The following is a 17,461-nucleotide window of genomic DNA, read 5'->3' on the forward strand; positions in this document are numbered from 1 at the left end:
CCGGGCCGGTCACGGCACCTCCTCGGGGTGCGCGTACAGATCCAGCACGCGGACCCGTGTGGCCTCCAGCCGGTCGAGCATCACCGCCCCGAACCGCAACGCCAGGTCGTGGCCGAGCACCGGGTCGTCCGCGCACAGCTCCCGCACCCGCCGCCCATCGAACCGGTAGGCGGTCACCGGCTCCACCGCCACCGCGCCGAACCTCCAGCGGTGCGGTGGGAACAGCCACGACCAGCCGACGATCGAGCCCGCGAGCAGGGTCTCCACCACCACCGCCCCCCGCCCGGGGACCTGCAGATCGAGCGCGACCCTTCCCGACCGCACAAGCCAGAACCATCCTGCGGTGCCCCCCTCCTCGAAGAAGCGGTGCCCGTCCGGTACGGCGACGGCGCGGGCGGTCACCGCGAGAGCGGCGCGATGCCGTCCCGGGACGTCCGCGAAGAACCGTTCCCGTGCCAATTCCGCGGCCGTGACGCTGTTCCTTGCTCCCACCTGCGAAGACCTGCCCCATGGACGCCCCTGCGAAGGTCGGGGCGCGGTCAAATTCCGGGGAGGCGACATCCTCGGCCACGCCGCGGCCGTCCTCGGGGACCTTCGGCCCTGTCCACGGAGCACCGCCCGGACCAGGCTTGAAGCCATCAGCCGGACGACCGAAAGGATCGATCATGAAGGCGCGCGAAGGCGACTGGGTGATCGTCAAAGGACATCGGACCGGTGACGCGGACCGCAAGGCGTTGATCACCGAAGTCCATGGCCGGGACGGGGCACCGCCCTATGTCGTCGAATGGGACGACGGGCACACGAGCACGTACTTCCCCTCGGCGGACGCGGTCGTCGAACGGCATCCCGCGCCGCACTCCCACAGCCGATAGCCGGCGCCGGCGACGGCCACGCCTATCGCCGACCGCCACCATCGGCGGCACGGGCGAGCTCGTCGCGGAGACGGTCGCGGCGGCGTTCGAGGCGGGCGCTGAACCGGACGTCGCCGGTGTCGGGGCGCCACAGCCGGGTGATCCTTTCGGGGAGGGCCGCGATGTCGGCGGCGCACCGCTCCCGCACGTCCGCGAGCGGCTCCATGTCGCCGGTGCGGCGTCCCGCCCTCATCACGGGCAGGAGCAGCGGCTCCGAGCCGTCGTCGGGCGGCGGCTCGTCCCGGAGCGCGACGACGTCCCCGTGCGGCCCGCGATAGACCTGCTTGGCGCAGGGAGCGGTCGCCTTGCCCGCCGACAACTTCATCACCGGCCGGTCGCCGTACGCGACGAGCTTGTACGCGCTGTCGAGGTACGGCGCGTCGGCCGACACGCCCATCCTCGTCCCGACCCCGTAGACGTCGATCGGTGCCCCGGCCTCGCGCAGTTCCGCGATCCGGTGCTCGTCCAGGCCGCCGCTCGCCACGATCCGCGTCCGCTCCATGCCGGCCTCGTCCAGGATGCGGCGAGTCCGGACGGCGAGGGCGCCCAGATCACCGGAGTCCAGGCGGACGCCGCTCGGGAACCGCAGGCCCGCCCGCCGGGCCGCATGGACGGCGGCTTCGACGCCGCCGAGGGTGTCGTAGGTGTCCACGAGCAGCGTCGTCCGATCGGGGAAATCGGCGACGAACGCGTCGAACGCCGCGTCCTCGTCGGAGAACGCCTCGATGTACGAGTGCGCCATGGTGCCCACGGCCGGGATGCCGTATCGCCTGGCGGCCTCGACGTTGCTGGTCCCCGCGAATCCGGCGATGCGGGACGCGCGGGCGACCGACATCGCCGCGTCGACGCCCTGCGTCCGGCGGAAGGAGAAGTCGATGACCTGCGCCCCGCCCGCCGCCCGCACGCACCGGGCGGCCTTGGTCGCCACCGTGGTCTGGAACGTGAGGTGGTTCAGCAGCACGGTCTCCACGAGCTGGGCCTCGGCGATCGGTGCCGTGACCTCCAGCAGAGGCTCGCCGGCGAACACGACCCGCCCCTCGGGCACGGCCCGGACGTCCCCGGTGAACCGCACCCGCTCCAGGGCCCGCAGCGTGCCGTCGTCGAAGCCCTGCTCGTCCGCCAGGTAGCCGAGGTCCTCGTCGGCAAGCCGGTAGCCTTCGAGGAACGACAGGCAGTCGGCCAGCCCGCAGGCCACCAGGAACCCGCGGTCGGGCGGCATCTTGCGGACGAAGAGGCTGAACGTCGCCGGCCCGGTCATCCGGCGCCGCAGATAGCTCGCCGCCATCGTCAATTCGTACAGATCGGTCATCAATCCGGTGCTCATGGGTGCTCCATCCCGAGGTTCGCGAGCCCATCGGGCACCGGATCCCCTTCCCCCCTTCCGCCAGACGTCACCACGGGCGGCCCGGTCCGTCAGGGGCGCGGGCGCTCAGGGCCCGGTGCGAGCGCGTCCGTGGTCGGCCGCGTACGCGGCGAACACCTCGGCGGGCGTCCCGTCCGTGTGAAGGAAACGTTGGTCGAGGACCGCCGAGAGGTCTTCCAGCGCGTCCGCGAGCACCCTGGCCGTCAGGCGCACATCACCCCGCCGGGCCTCCTGCCCGCGCCGGGCGAGGTGGAAGGCATAGCCGATCGTGGCAGCCAGGGAGGAGTCGTCCTCACCGTCATGGAAGTAGTACGCCTCGGCGTACTGGGTGAAATCGATACGGACACGGACCACCTCGGTGGCCAGGCCGTCCAGCAGCGCCGCCCCAACGGCGCAGTCGAGTTCCTGTTCGGACATGCCCGATCGGTGCAGCAGCGCCAATCTGATGGCGAGAACCCGTCGACGGGTCAACGTCGGAAAGATCTGCAGCACCCACGAGACGGTGGCCGTAAGGAGGACGAACCCGATGAGGGCCTCCAGAGGCGAGGCCATGCGAAGCCAGCCTTCCGCGGGCGCGATGTCCCCGAGCCCGAGGGTCGCGATCGTGACGAGCGACAGATAGACCGAATCGAGCAGCTCCGACTCCCGCGACAATCCCGAACGGGGCGCGAAAGCGAAGGAGTCCGGCATATGGGGCCAGTAGACGATGGCCCAGCCCAGAACGATGATGACGGCCCACATGGCGACCACGGCGACCATCGCGAGCGGGCCGACGAGCCCCACCACACGCGTGCGCGCCCGGAGACGTTTGGCCAGCTTCCACAACGCCGCCATGACGAGCCGGCTCAGCCCACCGTGGCGGGTGGGGTGCCAGATCGTATGGAACAAGTCGCGAAGAGTCGCCAGAATGAGTACGACTCCGACTAGCGAGACCACCCACTCCATTCATCTCTCCCGCGGTGGCCGCCGTGCGGAGCGGCGGGCCCTCGCGCGGCCACCCGCCCATGGACCCCTGCTGCACGCACCGTCGCTCAATGCATTCTCACCGTATCCGCGGCAGATGCCTCCAGACTGGAGCCAATGAGCAAACTGTCGCCGTAACAGACAATTTTTGCCTCGCTGTGGCGTGACGTCGCCTTCCGAAGTCGGGCCGGACGGAGTGCGGCCGGTCCGACGGGATCGGCGGCGGGGAGTGGCCGACCACCCGGTACGGGCAGCCGGGCACGGGGGCGTAACGGCCGTCACCGTACTGGTCGGCCCGCGTCGCCACCCGGGCTCCTAGGCCCGTTCGCATGCCTGCGCGCTTCGTCGGCGTGGCGGGTGACCGCCTTGGCGAGTTCCACGAGGGCGTAGGCGAGCAGCGCCACCACGGCGGCCCGGCCCCACGCGCCGCCGTCCAGCGGGGCGGAGCCGAAGACGTTGTTCATCGTGGGCGTGTACGTGTAGACGGCCTGGACGGCGATCAGACCGGCGGCGCCCGCGCCGATCCAGGGGTTGCGGCGGATGCCGCCCCACAGCATCGGCCGGTGCAGCGACAGGCAGTTGAACAGGTACGCCAGCAGGGTGAGCGCGAAGACGTTCACCACGACGGTGCGGGCCTCGGCCAGGGAGGCGCCGTGGCTCTGCTCCCAGTGGAACAGCCCGAACGCTCCTGCGAGCAGGATCGCCGAGACCAGCAGGATGCGGGCGTTGAGCCGCCTCGTGAGCAGGGGCAGCGCCGGATCCCGGGGCGGGCGCCGCATGATGTCGGCGTCGCGGGGCTCGACGGCGAACGGCAGCCCCAGGATCAGAATCGCGGTCATGTTGAGCCAGAGCACCTGGACGGGCTCGATCGGCAGCTCGCCGCCGCCGAGGACGGCCGCCATCAGCACCAGACCGAGGCCGATGTTGGCGGGCAGCGCCCAGACGATGAACTTCACCAGGTTGTCGAAAACGCCGCGGCCCTCCTCCACGGCGGCCTCGATGGAGGCGAAGTCGTCGTCGGTCAGGACCATGTCGGCCGACTCCTTGGCGACCTCGGTGCCCGCACGTCCCATCGCCACGCCGATGTCGGCCTGCTTGAGCGCGGGGGCGTCGTTGACGCCGTCGCCGGTCATGGCGATGATGTGCGCCCGGCTCTGGAGGGCCTGGACGAGGCGGAGCTTCTGCTCGGGGGAGACGCGGGCGAAGACGGCGGTGCGCTCGACCGCGTCGGGGAGGTCGGCGGCCGGGCACGCGGCCAGCTCCGCGCCGGTCATGACGCCGCCGCGCAGGCCGACCTTCTCGCCGATGGCGCGGGCGGTCGCGGCGTGGTCCCCGGTGATCATCTTCACCTGGATCCCGGCGTCCTGGCACGCGCGGACGGCGCGGGCGGCCTCCTCGCGGGGCGGGTCGTGCATGGCCTGGAGCCCGAGGAAGGTCAGCCGGGGCAGTTCGGTGAGGCGGTCGGCGTCGACCTCACCGCGGGCGAACGCCAGGACGCGCAGGGCCCGGCACCCGTAGGCGTGAGCGAGCTCCGTCACGGCGTCCGCGTCCAGCGGCTCGCGGCGGCCGTCGGCGGAGAGCCGGTCGTCGCAAGCGGCGAGGATGCGTTCGACCGAGCCCTTGACGTACACGGTGCCGTTCTCGTGGAGGGTGGCCATGTACTGGCGTTCGGAGCTGAACGGCATCGTGTCCGTGCGCGGCGGCACGGGACCGGCGGCCGCCTTGGCCGCGGCGGCGACCAGGGCGCCCTCGGTGGGATCGCCCACGAGCGTCCAGCCCTGGTCGCCCTCCGTGAGCCGGGCGTCGTTGCAGGCGGCCCCGGCCAGCAGGCACTCCATCAGCACCGGATGCTCGCCCGCCCGCACGGGGGCGCCGTCCAGCAGGACGTCGCCGTGCGGGGCGTAACCGGCGCCGGTCACCTCGTACAGGCGCCCGCCGGCGGCGACGGCGGTGACCGTCATCTGGTTCTCGGTGAGCGTCCCGGTCTTGTCGGTGCAGATCACGGTGGTGCCGCCGAGCGTCTCCACCGCCGGGAGGTGCCGCACGATCGCGTTGCGGCGGACCATGCGGGCCACGCCGAAGGCGAGGGTGACGGTAACGACCGCCGGCAGTCCCTCCGGGATGGCGCCGACGGCGAGGGCGACGGCGGCGGTGAGCATCTCCGCGGCGGGCTCGCCGCGCAGGGTCCCGACCGCGAACGTCACCGCCGCCAGGCCGAGGATCGCGATCGTCACCAGCTTGCTGAACCGTGCGATCTTGCGGGTGAGCGGCGTCCGGACCGAGGTGGCCTGGCCGACCAGCCGGTGGACCAGGCCGATCTCCGTGTCGGCGCCGGTGGCGGTGACGATGCCCGCTCCCTGCCCGTACGTGGCGAACGTCCCGGAGTAGGCCATGGAACTGCGGTCGCCCAGGACGACGTCCCCGACCGCAGCGGGGTCCTTGGTGACCGCGGCGGACTCGCCGGTGAGCGCCGACTCGTCCATCTTGAGCTCGGACGTGCGGAGCAGGCGCAGGTCGGCCGGTGCCCTATCGCCCGCCTCCAGCAGCACCAGATCGCCCCGGACCAGCTCCCGGGACGGGAGCCGCATGGCTCCGCCGTCCCTGACCACGGTCGTGACCGTCTCCGTCAGGGCGGCGAGCGCCGCCAGCGCCGCCTCCGCCCGCGACTCCTGCACGAACCCGACGACCGCGTTCACCAGCACCACGCCCAGGATGACGGCGGCGTCCACATGCTCGCCGAGCAGCGCCGTGATCAGCGCGGAGACCAGCAGCACGTAGATCAGCGGGCTGTTGAACTGCATCATGAACCGCGCCACGGGCCCCCGCCGCCGCGCGGGCGGCAGCGTGTTCGGCCCGTACCGTTCGAGTCGCGCCGCGGCCTCGGCGGAGCGGAGCCCGCGCTCGGTGTCGGTGCCGAGTTCCTCGGCGACTTGGGGGCCGGTGAGCCGGTGCGGCGCTTCGGAGTCGGTCGTCGTTGTCACTCCTAGAGCCTCGCCATTCCGGCCACCGGGAGATCAGGGACGAAGGTCCCTGAGGGGCCCGTCCGTTCGCCCCCGGTACGTCTGCCCAGGGACGGGGAGAGCATACGCCGATGACCGGTTAATGCGGAGCCCGCTGTCCGGACGACACAGAGCACTGTGTAGAACGCCGGTCGTCGCGATCTCTGCCGTGCAGACGCCCGGAGAATTCTGGGTCGCGGGCGGTGGAGCGGAAGGCCGAGGAGACGCCTTCGCGGCGCACTTCGTCGCGGGCGACGAGGGGGCGACGTCGCCGATGATGCTCTCCGCCCCAGATGGTGGCGGTGTCCTGTTCACCCTCAGAGTGTGTGTGCGTGGGCCGAGTCGAGGATGATTCGTGACAGGTCTGGCAGTCCCTCGTCGGGGAGCCGCTCCAGTAGGGCTTGGTGCAGCCGTGCCCACACCTCGGGCCCGCGACCGGCAGTTCTGCGGTGCACGGTCGATGTGACGCCCCGGGGCGGAAGAGGTCGCCAGGCGCGGCCGCTGGTCAGCACATGACGAGGGCTGCGAACACCGCCTGGTCATCGATGTTCGCCGTGCCTCCGCCCTGGGGCCCGCCTCGCTCCCGGGTGCGGTCGTGCGGACGGTCGGCGGCTGCCTCGGCCCGGCCGCCGACCAACGCTCGGCCGTGCCTCTCGGGCGCGGACTGCAAGCTCGCGCGAACTGCCTTGGAGCTCTTGACGTGCTATGGAGGGAGGTATACAAACGTTCATACACCAATCGAGGAGGCGGCCTTGGTCACTTACCGGACGGACGGGGTTTCCCGGCGCGGGTTCCTGGCGGGCGCCGGGTCCGCCACCGCGCTCGGCGTGCTCGGCTTGGGAACGGCGGCGTGCGGCGGCTCGGGAGGCGGCGGGTCGAAGGCCGCCCGGATCGGGTGGGTGGAGCCGAAGACGGGCCGGCTCGCCGCCGCCTACGAACCGATCTACGTCGGCGCCCGGCTCGCCCTGGAGGACATCGAGGCGGCCGGCGGGTTGCTCGGTGAGGACGTCCAGGTCACCGAGCACGACGACAAGGGGAGTCCGGCCAGCCAGCCGGCGGTGGCGCAGCGGCTGATCCGGGACGAGCCCACCTTCGTGGTCGGCCCCACCGGGAGCTCGCAGGTGCTGGCGTCGGTGTCGGCGCTCGCCCGCGCGAAGCTGATCCAGTCGGCGTGGGGCGGCGCGGAGCTGCTCGGCGACGGCGACCGCTTCCCGCACCACTACCAGCTCGTCTACAACACCACCCAGCAGGCCAGGGTCGCGGCGCGCTTCCTGCACGAGGTCCGGGGACTGCGCAAGATCGGCGTGATCGTGGAGAACTCGGAGTTCGGCACCTCGATCAGGGATGCCGTCGTGGCGACGCTGCGGGACGACTACTCGACCAAGCCGGTGGCCGTCGAGGTGTTCGAGGTGGACGCCTCCGACATGACGCCGTTCGTCCGCAACCTGGAACGCGCCGGGGTGGACGGGCTGGGACTGTTCACCGGCCAGCCGCAGGCGACGATCCTCATCCTGCGGGCGATGGCGGCGAGCGGCTTCCAGCCGGTGATCGTGTCGCACGACCTCAACTACATCGACGCGCTCGGGGAGTTCCCGCGGCCGCTGCTCGACGGTTTTTTCGGCACTACCTACCGCGGGCTCACCTACACCGCCCGGGAGAAACCGTCCGCGGAGGTGCGCAGGCTGGTCGAGCGCATCAACGAGCATCCGGACACCGCCGGTCTCGGCTACTCGGCGGTGACGAGCCCCTACTACGACTACCTGATGCTGATGGCCGAGGTCGTCGAGGACACCAAGAGCACCGACCCGGCCAAGCTCAAGGCCGCCCTCGACAGGGTGAGCGGTTATCCGGGCATCCGGGCGAAGGTCTCGTTCACCGCGAAGAAGCACTCCGGCATCGCCGACGAGGACATCACCATCGGGACCCTCATGTCGGCGAAGGAACCGGAGAGCCTGGGCGGGGTCCTGCGGCGCCGCGCGGACGGGATGTGACCGCTCGATGATCGCTGACATCCTGGTGGCCGGACTCGTGTTCGGCAGCCTGTACGGCCTCGTCGCGATGGGCTTCAACGTGCTGCACCGGCCGACGAACGTGGTGAACTTCGCGCAGGGCGAGCTCATCATGATCGGTGCGATGCTCATGGCCGCCACCCCGATCGGCGGGCTCCCCTGGGGCGTCGCGGTGGTCTGCGTGATGGCCGTCGTCGCGGTCGTGACGCTGGCCGAGGAGCGGGTGGCGGTCACTCCGGTGCTGCGCAGGTCGTCCCATGCCGCCGGCTGGGTGATCACCACGCTGGCGTTCTCGCTGCTGATCGCGGAGGCCGCCGGACGGCTCTGGACGGATCAGCCGAGCACCGTCGCGCCGCCGTGGCCGCTGACCCTTGACGTCAACCGCGTGGCGGGGTTCCGGTTCTCGACTTACCAGGTCGCGGTGGTGGCGGCCGCCGTCGCCGTGGTGCTGCTGCTCGGCCTGCTGGACCGCTCCCGGCTCGGCACCGCGCTGCGCGCGGTGGCCGCCGACCGAGACGGCGCCCGGTTGCGCGGTATCGACCCGAGGGCGCTGACCCGGCGTTCGTTCCTGCTCGGCGGCGCCCTGGCGGGGCTCACCGGAGTGCTGGCGGCGCCGCTGCTGCTGGCGTCGGTGACGATGGGCCTCGGCCTGCTGATCAAGGGTTTCGCCGCCTTGGCGGTCGGCGGGATCGGCGACAACCGCGGCGTGCTGGTGGCCGGATGGGTGCTCGGCATCGTCGAGGCCGCCGGCGCCGCCTACGCCTCGCCCGGCTCGCAGTCGGTCGTGCTGTTCGCGGCGATGCTGCTCATCCTGCTGGTCCGGCCCAACGGACTTCGCGGTCTGGCGGTGCAGCGCCATGTCTGAGGCCACCCGGACACGGACGGGCGCCGTACGGCGCGCCGCCCCCTGGCTCGTCCTGCTGGCGGCGGCGGCCGTGCTGCCGCCTGCGAGCGGCGACCCCACGATCACCTACCTCGCCACCACGGCCTCGATCTACGTGCTGGTGGGGACGGGGCTGAACATCATGTTCGGCTACACCGGCCAGGTCTCGCTCGGCCAGGGCGCGCTGGTCGCCGTCGGCGCCTACACGACCGGTGTCCTCATGGCCGACCACGGCTGGACGTTCTGGGCGGCGGCGCCCGCGGCGGTGCTGGTCACCACCGGCGCCGGGACGCTGATGGCGCTCCCCGCGTTCCGCCTGTCGTCCTGGTACATCGCACTGGTCACGCTCGGCGCGGCGATGGCGGCGCGCAGCCTGCTCGTGGAGTTCGAGGGGCTGACCGGAGGCTGGTCCGGGCTCGTCGGCATCCCGCGGCCCGCGATCGGGTCGCGGGAGCTGGGGGAGCGGGACGTCCTCTGGCTGGTCATCGCCCTGAACGCCGTACTGTTCATCATGGTCCGGAACATCGTCGACTCCCGGCTGGGGCGGGGCATGATGGCCGTCCGGGACGCGCCGGAGATGGCGCGGAGCGTCGGCGTCGGTCCCGTGCGGGCGAAGCTGTTCGCGTTCGCCTGCGGCGGCGCCACCGCCGGGCTGGGCGGGGCGCTGCTGGCCGTCCACCACGGGCTCGTGACGCCGGACGACTTCACGCTCGACTTCTCGATCCTGTTCCTGCTGGTCGTCATCATCGGCGGCGCGGCGCGCCTGGCGGGCCCCATCATCGGCACGCTGCTGTTCTTCGCGCTCCCGGAACTGCTGACCGGTCTGGCGGAGTGGCGCGGCCTGCTGTACGGCGCGGCGCTGCTCGCGCTCATGGTGTACGCGCCGCAGGGCGTCGCGGGGGCGTGGGACAAGCTGCGGGCGCGCCACCGGAGGGACGGCCCGCCCGTCGCGGCCGCTCGAACCGGCGACGGCGGCGCCGAGGTGGGGCCGCCGCGCGGCGCACCGCTCGGCGTCGAACTGTCCGGCGTCCGCAAGTCGTTCGGCGGCGTGCACGCCCTGCGCGGCGTCGACCTCACCATCGAGCCCGGCGAGGTGCACGCGATCGTCGGGCCGAACGGGTCGGGGAAGACGACCCTGCTCAACGTGATCAGCCGCCTGCTGTGGCAGGACGAGGGCCGGGTCCTCCTCGGCGCCGAGGACGTCAGCCGGGCCACCGCCGAGCGGCTCGCCCGGCGCGGCGTCGCGCGCGTCTTCCAGACGCCGCGGCTGCTCGGGGCGTCGAGCCTCCGCGACAACGTCCTGCTCGGCGCCTACGCGCGTGAACGGGCCGGCGGGCCGGCGACCGTCCTGCGGCTGCCCCGGGCCCGGCGCGAACGGGCCGCGCTGGCGGCGGAGGCCGACCGCCTGCTGGGCGCCCACGGCCTGGCGGGGCGGGCGGACGAGGCGGCCGCCGCGCTGCCGCACGGCGAGCAGCGGCTCCTGGAGGTGGCGCGGGCGATGATGGCGCGTCCGCGGCTGCTGCTGATGGACGAGCCGGCCGCCGGGCTCACCCCGCGCGAGCTGGAGGCGCTCGGACGCCTCATCCGCGCGATCCGCGACGCCGGCACCACCGTCGTCCTGGTGGAGCACCACATCGAGCTCGTCGCGGACGTCGCCGACGTGGTGACGGTCCTGGACCGGGGCGAACCGGTGACGTCGGGGGCGCCGGAGGACGCCCTCGGCGACGCCCGGGTCGTCGAACTGTACTTGGGGGCACCGGCATGACGGCGCGGGACGAGGAACTGATCACCGTGTCCGGGCTGAGCTCCGGCTACGGGGCGGTGCCGGTGGTCCGCTCGGTGGACCTCGCGGTCCGGACGGGCGAGGTCTTCGCGGTGGTCGGTGGCAACGGCGCCGGGAAGACCACCCTGCTCAGCACCATCTCGGGACTGCTGCGCCCCACGTCCGGGTCGGTGCGCTTCGGCGGCACCGACATCACCGGGTGGAGCCCGGAGCGGATCGTGGCGCACGGCCTCGTCCACATCCCTGAGGGCAGGCGCCTGTTCACCGGGCTCACGGTGGCCGAGCACCTGCGGCTCGGGCTGTGGAACGTCCCGAACCGGCGCCGGGTCGAGCGGGCGCGGACGGAACGGGTCGTCGACCTGTTCCCGGTGCTGGGCGAGCGGATGGACGCCTATGCGGAGGTGCTGAGCGGCGGGGAGCAGCAGATGCTCGCCATCGGCCAGGCGCTGATGCGCGAGCCCCGGGCGCTGCTGCTGGACGAGCCGTCCATCGGCCTCGCGCCCGTGATCGTCAAGCGGGTGTTCGCGGTGGTGGACCGGCTCCGCGAGCAGGGCCTGACGGTGATCCTGGTCGAGCAGCGCGTCGGCCAGGCGCTGGCGCTCGCCGACCGGGGGCTCGTCATGCGGCACGGCAGGGTGGAGGCGTCCGGTGACGCCGCCGCGCTGGCGGCGGACCCGGCGCTGCGGGTCGCCTACCTGGGCGCGGCGGCGGCCGGCGGGCAGCGGAACGAGGAGTGACATGAGCGACGGATGGTGGGGCCCGGTGGTGCCCGAGGCCGTGGACTGCGTGGTCGGGGAGCTCCTCGTCCGCCGTGCCTCTGAGCACCCCGACCGCGTGTACGCGGTCTTCCAGGACGGGACGCGGTGGACCTATGCCGAGACCCTGGCCGAGGCCGAGCGGGTCGCCGGCGGGTTGCACGGCCTCGGCGTGCGGCCGGGCGACACGGTCGTGTCCTGGCTGCCGAACGGGCCGGACGCGCTGCGGGTGTGGTTCGGCGTGAACCTGCTCGGCTGCACCCTCGTCCCGCTCAACACCGCCTACCGCGGCGGGCTGCTCGAACACGCGATCCGGCTGTCGGGGGCGCGGGCGGCGGTCGTGCACGCCGAGCTGGCCGGGCGGCTGGCCGGCGTCGACACCGGCGCGCTGGAACGCGTGGTGGTGCTCGGACCGGACGACGCCCGGCCGGAGGCGGCACCCGGGCCGGACGTGCTCGGGCCGGACGTGCTCGGGCCGGAGGCGCTGGCCGCGCCGGCACCCGGCTTCCGGCCGGAGGCGCCGGCCGCGCCGTGGGATCCGTACGCGGTGATCCTGACGTCCGGGACGACCGGGCCGTCGAAGGGCGTCCTGTGCTCGTACGTCCAGCTCGCGGCGTGCGCGCGCGCCGCGTTCACGGGTTTCGGAGCGGCCGATCGCTACATGGTGAACCTGCCGTTGTTCCATGCGGGCGGCACCATCGGCACCTACGCCGCGCTGCTGTTCGGCGGCGGGATCAGCCTCGTGGACGCGTTCGACACCGAGTCGTTCTGGCCGGCCGTCCGCGCGACGGAGACCACGCACGTCACGCTGCTCGGCGTGATGGCGACGTTCCTCGGCAAGCGCCCGCCGTCCCCGGACGACCGCGCGCACCCGCTCCGGCGCGTCTTCATGATCCCGCTCATCGAGGACAACGCGGCCTTCGCCGAGCGCTTCGGCGTCGACGTGGTCGCCATGTTCAACATGACGGAGGTCTCGATCCCGATCATCTCCGGACCCGATCCCCAGGTGCCGGGCACGTCCGGGCGGCTGCGCCCGGGCGTCGAGGCCCGGGTCGTCGACGAGCACGACCGGGCCCTCCCGGACGGGAAGGTCGGCGAGCTGGTGCTGCGCACCACCCAGCCGTGGGCGATGAACTCCGGCTACCTCGGGATGCCCGAGGCGACGGCTCGGGCCTGGCGCAACGGCTGGTTCCACACCGGGGACGCCTTCCGCAGGGTGGACGGCGAGTACTTCTTCGTGGACCGGATGGGCGACACGATCCGGCGGCGCGGCGAGAACATCTCCTCGGCCGAGGTGGAGGCGGAGCTGCTGGCACATCCGGCGGTTTGGGAGGCCGCGGTGGTCGCGGTGCCGAGCCCGCACGGCGAGGACGACGTGCTCGCGGTCGTCGCCCCCGTGGACGGAGAGGCCGTCGATCCCGCCGAGCTGCTGCGCTTCCTCATCCCGCGCATGGCGCATTTCATGGTGCCGCGCTATGTGCGCGTGGTCGACGCGCTGCCGCACACGCCGACGAACAAGATCGAGAAGCACCGGCTGCGCTCGGAGGGCGTCACGGCGGACACGGCCGATCGCGAGCGGCTGGGCGTCGTCGTCCGGCGGGACCGCATCGGCGGGACGTCCGCCACCCGCTGACCGGCTCCGGAACGGCCCGGCCGGAGGGCACGCCGCCCCGGACGTCCGGGGCGGCGTCCGGTCGCCTCGCGTGCGGGACCGTCCACCCGGCGGGCCGGCCGGGGCGTCAGGCCCGCTGCGGGTCGGCGCCGACGAGCTGGAGGGCCAGGAACGCGTACTGGTCGGCGAGATCGCGGGCCGTCACCGTGCCCTCCGGCCGGAACCATTGCCCGGCGTTGATGCACATGTCGAGGATGGCCTTGGCGACCACGTCCACCTGCGCGGGGCGCTGTGACCGCGGGTCGCTCAGCCGGAACCGGCCGACGGCCAGGCCGCGCTCCAGCGTGCGCTCGAAGATCCGGCGGACGCGCCGCTGCGCGTCCAGGACCTCGCGGGCCTGCTCCGGCGGGAGGTGGCGCCATTCGGTCCGGGCGACGAGGCCCTCGATGCGCCGCTCGGTGTGGAACAGGGTGAGCTCTCGCACCAGCTCCGCCAGCTGCCGGTCGGGCCGGTCGCCGCCGCGCAGCAGGCCCTCCTCCAGCAGGGCCTCGGAGTCCTCGTGGGCCCGCTTGAGGATCGCGTAGAGGACCTCCTCTTTGGACCCGTAGTGGTTGTAGAGCGAGCCCGCGGTGACCCCGCACGCGGCGGTGATCTTGCGGACGCTGGTGGCGGGGAACCCGTCCTCGTAGAACAGGCGTGCCGCCTCGTCGAGTATCCGCCGGCTCATCGAGGCCGCGGCCGGTGCGCCGGCGGCGGTCGTCCGGGAGCGTGTCGTAGCCACGCCTCGACGCTATCACCACATGAACGTTCATTGACCTATCGTCGGAGAGTCTGGTAAACAAACGTTTGTACATAGAGGAGGCCGTGATGCGTGAACCGGTGATCGACGTTTGCGAGGTCGCCTATGACACCGAATGCTGGACGGCCTATCTGCGCGCGCTGGCCACCGCCGCGCCGCGCTATGTCGTCCTGTTCGCCGGTCGGCTCGCCGCCCGCACCGGACGCCCGCCCGGCGAGGTCGCGGCCGACGCGGCGCGCGACCCGGTCGGCACGGCGGAGCGGCTGGCCGCCGCCCTCGGGGACGGCTTCGACATCGACCGCCATGTCAGCGCGCTCGCCGAGACGGGGGTGGCCCACCAGGTCCTGCACGGAGGGCCGTGGCCCGTCGGGGACGGCACGGTCAACGACCGGGTCGCCGGCTACGCCGCCCGGCATCCCGACCGGCTCAGCGCGTGGGCGGGCGTCGGCCTCGCCGATCCGCGGGCCGCGCTCGCCGAGGCGCGCCGCGCGCTCGGCGGGCTCGGCGCGACGGGCCTGTCGGTGATCCCGTTCCTCGACGGCGTCGACCCGTCCGGGCCCGAGCACGCGGAGTTCTGGCGGTTCGCCGCCGACGCCGGCGCCCCGGTGTGGCTGCACTGCGGGCAGCACTTCCGCTCGGCCGTCCCGATCGACGTCTCGGCGCCGCGCGTGCTGGACCGGATCGCCGGCGCCCATCCGGACCTCGTCCTGGTGGCCGGCCATGGAGGCTGGCCCTGGGTGACCGAGATGCTGGCCGTGGCACAGCGGCACGCCAACGTCCACGTGGAGTTCTCCTCGCACCGCCCGTCCAGGATGACGGCCCCGGGATCGGGCTGGGAGGCGCTGCTGACGCTGGGCGCCGGGCCCGTCCGGGACCGGGTCATGTTCGGTTCGACCAGCTGGACGCAGGCCCGCCCGCCCGCCGCGCTCGCCGCCGAGGTGGCCCGGCTCGGCCTGCCGGACGGCACCGTCCGGGCCTGGCTGCACGGCAACGCCGAACGGCTGCTGCACCGGCCCCGTTCCGGGGCGGCGGCGTGAACGGCCGCCGGGTCCTGGTCACCGGCGCGGCCGGGGGCATCGGCACCGCGCTCGTCGCCGAACTCCTCCTGCACGGCGCCCGGGTGCTGGCGACCGACGTCGACGAGGCCGGGTGCCGCCGCCTGGAACGGCGGTTCGGCGACCAGGCCGCGGACGGCCGGCTGCACACGATGCCGCTCGACCTGACCGGCGGCGGCGCGCCGCGGCGGCTCGTCACCCGCGCGGCCGAGCGGCTCGGCGGCCTCGACGGCCTGGTCAACAACGCGGGCGTCGAGCATCGCGCGCCGCTCGGCGAGCACCGCACCGCCGACTGGACGCGCGTGCTGGAGGTCAACCTGTCGGCGCCGTTCCGGCTGGCCCGCGAGGCGGCCCCCGTCCTCGCCGGGCTGCCGGGCGCCGCCGTCGTCAACGTCTGCTCGATCGCGGTGACCGGGTTCGCGGGGCAGGCCGCCTACGACGCGAGCAAGGGCGGGCTGCTGAGCCTGACCCGGTCGCTCGCCGTCGAGCTGGGACCGCTCGGCGTCCGCGCGAACGCCGTGTGCCCGGGCTTCATCGACACCCCGATGCTCGATGAGAGCGGACTCCGCGGCCTTGCCGAGAAGGTCGCCGCGCGGCTGCCGCTCGGCCGCTGCGGATACCCGGAGGAGGTCGCCGCCGCGGTGGCCTGGCTGCTGGGCACGAGCGCCGGCTACGTCACCGGCCAAGCACTGTTCGTCGATGGAGGGATGGTCCGAGCATGACGCAGGGGCAGCAGAGCACGGCGTCCGGAGGCGGCGGGGTCCTGCTGGTCTCACGGCCTGCGCCGGGGGTCCTGTGGCTGACCATGAACCGTCCGGACCGGCGCAACGCGCTCGACCGCGCGCTCGGCGAGGAACTGCTGCGCGCGTTCGAGCGCGCCGAGACCGACCCGCGGGCCCGGGCCGTGGTGCTGACCGGTTCCGGCAGTGCCTTCTGCGGCGGGGACGACCTCGGCGCGGTGGACGAGCACCTCGCCGGGGAGCGCAGGCACTCGCCGGTCCTCGGCGACACCGCCGACCCGGTGTACCTGCGGATCGTCGAGGCGATCGTCACGGCGCCGCAACCGGTCATCGCGGCGGTCAACGGCCCCGCGGCCGGAGCCGGCACCGAGCTCGCCTGCGCCGCCGACCTGCGGATCGCCGCGGGCACCGCCCGGATCGGAAGCTGCCTGGTCAACGTGGCGCAGACCGGCACCGCCGTCATGCTGGCCCGCATCGTCGGGACCGCGAAGGCGACGGAGATCTACCTGTCGGGAGGGCTGCTCGACGCCGCCGACGCCGAGCGCCTGGGCATCTACACCCGCGTCGTCCCGCCGGCGGACCTGCGGGACGCGGCGCTCGCCGAGGCCAGGCGCCTCGCGGCCGGCCCCACCCGGGCGATCGGCCTCTACAAGCAGTTGCGCGAGAGGGTGTACGGCCAGCCGCTCGAGCAGGCGCTCCGCACCCAGAACACCTTCCACATCCGCAACAACAGGGAAGTGCACGACGCGGCCGAAGGCGCGCGGGCCTTCGTCGAGAAGCGCAGTCCCGAGTTCACCGGCCGCTGAGGAGGAACACATGACCATGACGGACGGCGACGTCTTCGGCCGCCTCGACGGAAGGGTCGTCCTGATCACCGGCGCGGCGAGCGGCATCGGCGCCGCCTCGATGAGACTATTCCGGGCCGTGGGCGCCGAGGTCGTCGGCGTGGATCTGACGCCGGGGGAGGGGACCGTCCAGGCGGACGTCTCCGACCCGGCCCAGGTCGCCGAGGTCGTCGACACGGTCGTCGCCCGGCACGGCCGGCTCGACATCGTCCACGGCAACGCCGGCGTCAACGTCCCCGGGCGCCCGCACAGCCTCACCGACGCCGACTACCGCAAGGTGATGGGCGTGTGCTGCGACGCCAACTTCTACCTGGTGCGTTCCGCCGTCGGGCACATGCGCGCGGACGGCGGCGTGTTCGTGTTCACGTCGTCGATGTGCGGGGTCGCGGCGACACCCCGCTCCCCTGTCTACAACATGGCCAAGCACGCCCTCATCGGCCTCGCCCGGTCGGTGGCCGTCGACTACGGCGCGCAGGGTGTCCGTGCGGTGGCGCTGGTCACGGGGCCGACGCACACCGGGATGGTGGACGAGCTGTGGCCGCCGGGTCCGCTGCGCGACTCCCTCGCCGCGACGACGTCCGCCGGACGGCTCGCCACCCCCGAGGAGCAGGCCCGCGCCGCCGTGTTCGCCGCGCTGCCCGGCAGCTCGTTCCTCACCGGCTGCGCCCTGACCGTGGACGGCGGCGCGACCGCCGGATGGAACGAGATGGCCCGCACGATGCTCGCCCTCAAGGCGGTGTGACG

Annotated in this window: 15 protein-coding genes; 10 read left to right on the forward strand and 5 right to left on the reverse strand. The window is 73.2% G+C overall.

The features are described from left to right. Positions 1-9 precede the first annotated feature (9 nt). A complete protein-coding gene (locus tag ACFQ11_RS02335; RefSeq protein ID WP_378296039.1) occupies positions 10-492 on the reverse strand; it encodes a Crp/Fnr family transcriptional regulator in 483 nt (160 codons plus the stop codon). Positions 493-665: 173 nt separating this feature from the next. Between ACFQ11_RS02335 and ACFQ11_RS02340 the strand changes: the two genes are divergently transcribed. Beyond that, positions 666-872 carry a DUF1918 domain-containing protein gene (locus ACFQ11_RS02340; RefSeq protein ID WP_378296040.1) on the forward strand — a complete coding sequence of 69 codons (207 nt, stop codon included), beginning with the start codon at positions 666-668 and terminating at the stop codon, positions 870-872. A gap of 22 nt (positions 873-894) precedes the next feature. Here ACFQ11_RS02340 and ACFQ11_RS02345 read toward each other — a convergent pair whose 3' ends face one another. The 3 genes from ACFQ11_RS02345 to ACFQ11_RS02355 form a co-directional block, all read right to left on the reverse strand. Then, positions 895-2,235: a nicotinate phosphoribosyltransferase gene (locus tag ACFQ11_RS02345; RefSeq protein ID WP_378296041.1), complete on the reverse strand. Its 1,341-nt coding sequence runs from the start codon at positions 2,233-2,235 to the stop codon at positions 895-897. Positions 2,236-2,340: 105 nt separating this feature from the next. Continuing rightward, a complete protein-coding gene (locus ACFQ11_RS02350) occupies positions 2,341-3,162 on the reverse strand; it encodes a potassium channel family protein (protein ID WP_378296042.1) in 822 nt (273 codons plus the stop codon). A 353-nt stretch (positions 3,163-3,515) separates the two neighbouring features. Further along, a complete protein-coding gene (locus tag ACFQ11_RS02355) occupies positions 3,516-6,218 on the reverse strand; it encodes an HAD-IC family P-type ATPase (RefSeq protein WP_378296043.1) in 2,703 nt (900 codons plus the stop codon). A 770-nt stretch (positions 6,219-6,988) separates the two neighbouring features. Here ACFQ11_RS02355 and ACFQ11_RS02360 point away from each other — a divergent pair. Genes ACFQ11_RS02360 through ACFQ11_RS02380 form a run of 5 tightly spaced genes read left to right on the forward strand, consistent with a single transcriptional unit; the run spans position 6,989 to position 13,299 of the window. Continuing rightward, entirely contained in the window at positions 6,989-8,227 is a 1,239-nt protein-coding gene (locus ACFQ11_RS02360) for an ABC transporter substrate-binding protein (protein ID WP_378296044.1), read from the forward strand. A gap of 7 nt (positions 8,228-8,234) precedes the next feature. Continuing rightward, entirely contained in the window at positions 8,235-9,110 is an 876-nt protein-coding gene (locus ACFQ11_RS02365; RefSeq protein WP_378296046.1) for a branched-chain amino acid ABC transporter permease, read from the forward strand. Further along, positions 9,103-10,893, forward strand: a complete 1,791-nt coding sequence (locus tag ACFQ11_RS02370; protein WP_378296047.1) for a branched-chain amino acid ABC transporter ATP-binding protein/permease — start codon at positions 9,103-9,105, stop codon at positions 10,891-10,893. The genes ACFQ11_RS02365 and ACFQ11_RS02370 overlap by 8 nt, the downstream gene beginning before the upstream one ends. Further along, positions 10,890-11,648 carry an ABC transporter ATP-binding protein gene (locus ACFQ11_RS02375; RefSeq protein WP_378296048.1) on the forward strand — a complete coding sequence of 253 codons (759 nt, stop codon included), beginning with the start codon at positions 10,890-10,892 and terminating at the stop codon, positions 11,646-11,648. Before ACFQ11_RS02370 ends, ACFQ11_RS02375 begins: the two co-directional genes overlap by 4 nt. A 1-nt stretch (position 11,649) precedes the next feature. Next, positions 11,650-13,299, forward strand: coding sequence for an AMP-binding protein (locus ACFQ11_RS02380; RefSeq protein WP_378296049.1), 1,650 nt, complete (start codon positions 11,650-11,652; stop codon positions 13,297-13,299). A gap of 106 nt (positions 13,300-13,405) precedes the next feature. Here ACFQ11_RS02380 and ACFQ11_RS02385 read toward each other — a convergent pair whose 3' ends face one another. Next, the gene (locus ACFQ11_RS02385) at positions 13,406-14,059 is read right to left on the reverse strand and encodes a TetR/AcrR family transcriptional regulator (RefSeq protein WP_378296050.1); all 654 of its coding nucleotides are present in this window, start codon (positions 14,057-14,059) and stop codon (positions 13,406-13,408) included. 86 nt (positions 14,060-14,145) lie between these two features. Here ACFQ11_RS02385 and ACFQ11_RS02390 point away from each other — a divergent pair, with 86 nt between their 5' ends. Genes ACFQ11_RS02390 through ACFQ11_RS02405 form a run of 4 tightly spaced genes read left to right on the forward strand, consistent with a single transcriptional unit; the run spans position 14,146 to position 17,459 of the window. Further along, positions 14,146-15,114, forward strand: coding sequence for an amidohydrolase family protein (locus tag ACFQ11_RS02390; protein WP_378296051.1), 969 nt, complete (start codon positions 14,146-14,148; stop codon positions 15,112-15,114). Beyond that, entirely contained in the window at positions 15,111-15,854 is a 744-nt protein-coding gene (locus ACFQ11_RS02395; protein ID WP_378296052.1) for an SDR family NAD(P)-dependent oxidoreductase, read from the forward strand. Before ACFQ11_RS02390 ends, ACFQ11_RS02395 begins: the two co-directional genes overlap by 4 nt. Further along, positions 15,851-16,678: an enoyl-CoA hydratase-related protein gene (locus ACFQ11_RS02400; protein WP_378296053.1), complete on the forward strand. Its 828-nt coding sequence runs from the start codon at positions 15,851-15,853 to the stop codon at positions 16,676-16,678. Before ACFQ11_RS02395 ends, ACFQ11_RS02400 begins: the two co-directional genes overlap by 4 nt. 10 nt (positions 16,679-16,688) lie before the next feature. After that, entirely contained in the window at positions 16,689-17,459 is a 771-nt protein-coding gene (locus ACFQ11_RS02405; protein WP_378296054.1) for an SDR family NAD(P)-dependent oxidoreductase, read from the forward strand. Positions 17,460-17,461 lie beyond the last annotated feature (2 nt).

Origin of the sequence: Actinomadura sediminis, from assembly GCF_042675525.1 — a bacterium.
In the GTDB taxonomy this organism is placed as follows: domain Bacteria; phylum Actinomycetota; class Actinomycetes; order Streptosporangiales; family Streptosporangiaceae; genus Spirillospora; species Spirillospora sediminis.

What these genes read in the sequence shown, in the direction of transcription:
- ACFQ11_RS02365 (WP_378296046.1), top strand. Translation starts at nt 8,235, where the DNA reads ATGATCGCTGACATCCTGGTGGCCGGACTCGTGTTCGGCAGCCTGTAC.
- ACFQ11_RS02375 (WP_378296048.1), top strand. Translation starts at nt 10,890, where the DNA reads ATGACGGCGCGGGACGAGGAACTGATCACCGTGTCCGGGCTGAGCTCC.
- ACFQ11_RS02380 (WP_378296049.1), top strand. Translation starts at nt 11,650, where the DNA reads ATGAGCGACGGATGGTGGGGCCCGGTGGTGCCCGAGGCCGTGGACTGC.
- ACFQ11_RS02345 (WP_378296041.1), bottom strand. Translation starts at nt 2,235, where the DNA reads ATGAGCACCGGATTGATGACCGATCTGTACGAATTGACGATGGCGGCG.
- ACFQ11_RS02400 (WP_378296053.1), top strand. Translation starts at nt 15,851, where the DNA reads ATGACGCAGGGGCAGCAGAGCACGGCGTCCGGAGGCGGCGGGGTCCTG.
- ACFQ11_RS02390 (WP_378296051.1), top strand. Translation starts at nt 14,146, where the DNA reads ATGCGTGAACCGGTGATCGACGTTTGCGAGGTCGCCTATGACACCGAA.
- ACFQ11_RS02370 (WP_378296047.1), top strand. Translation starts at nt 9,103, where the DNA reads ATGTCTGAGGCCACCCGGACACGGACGGGCGCCGTACGGCGCGCCGCC.
- ACFQ11_RS02340 (WP_378296040.1), top strand. Translation starts at nt 666, where the DNA reads ATGAAGGCGCGCGAAGGCGACTGGGTGATCGTCAAAGGACATCGGACC.
- ACFQ11_RS02405 (WP_378296054.1), top strand. Translation starts at nt 16,689, where the DNA reads ATGACCATGACGGACGGCGACGTCTTCGGCCGCCTCGACGGAAGGGTC.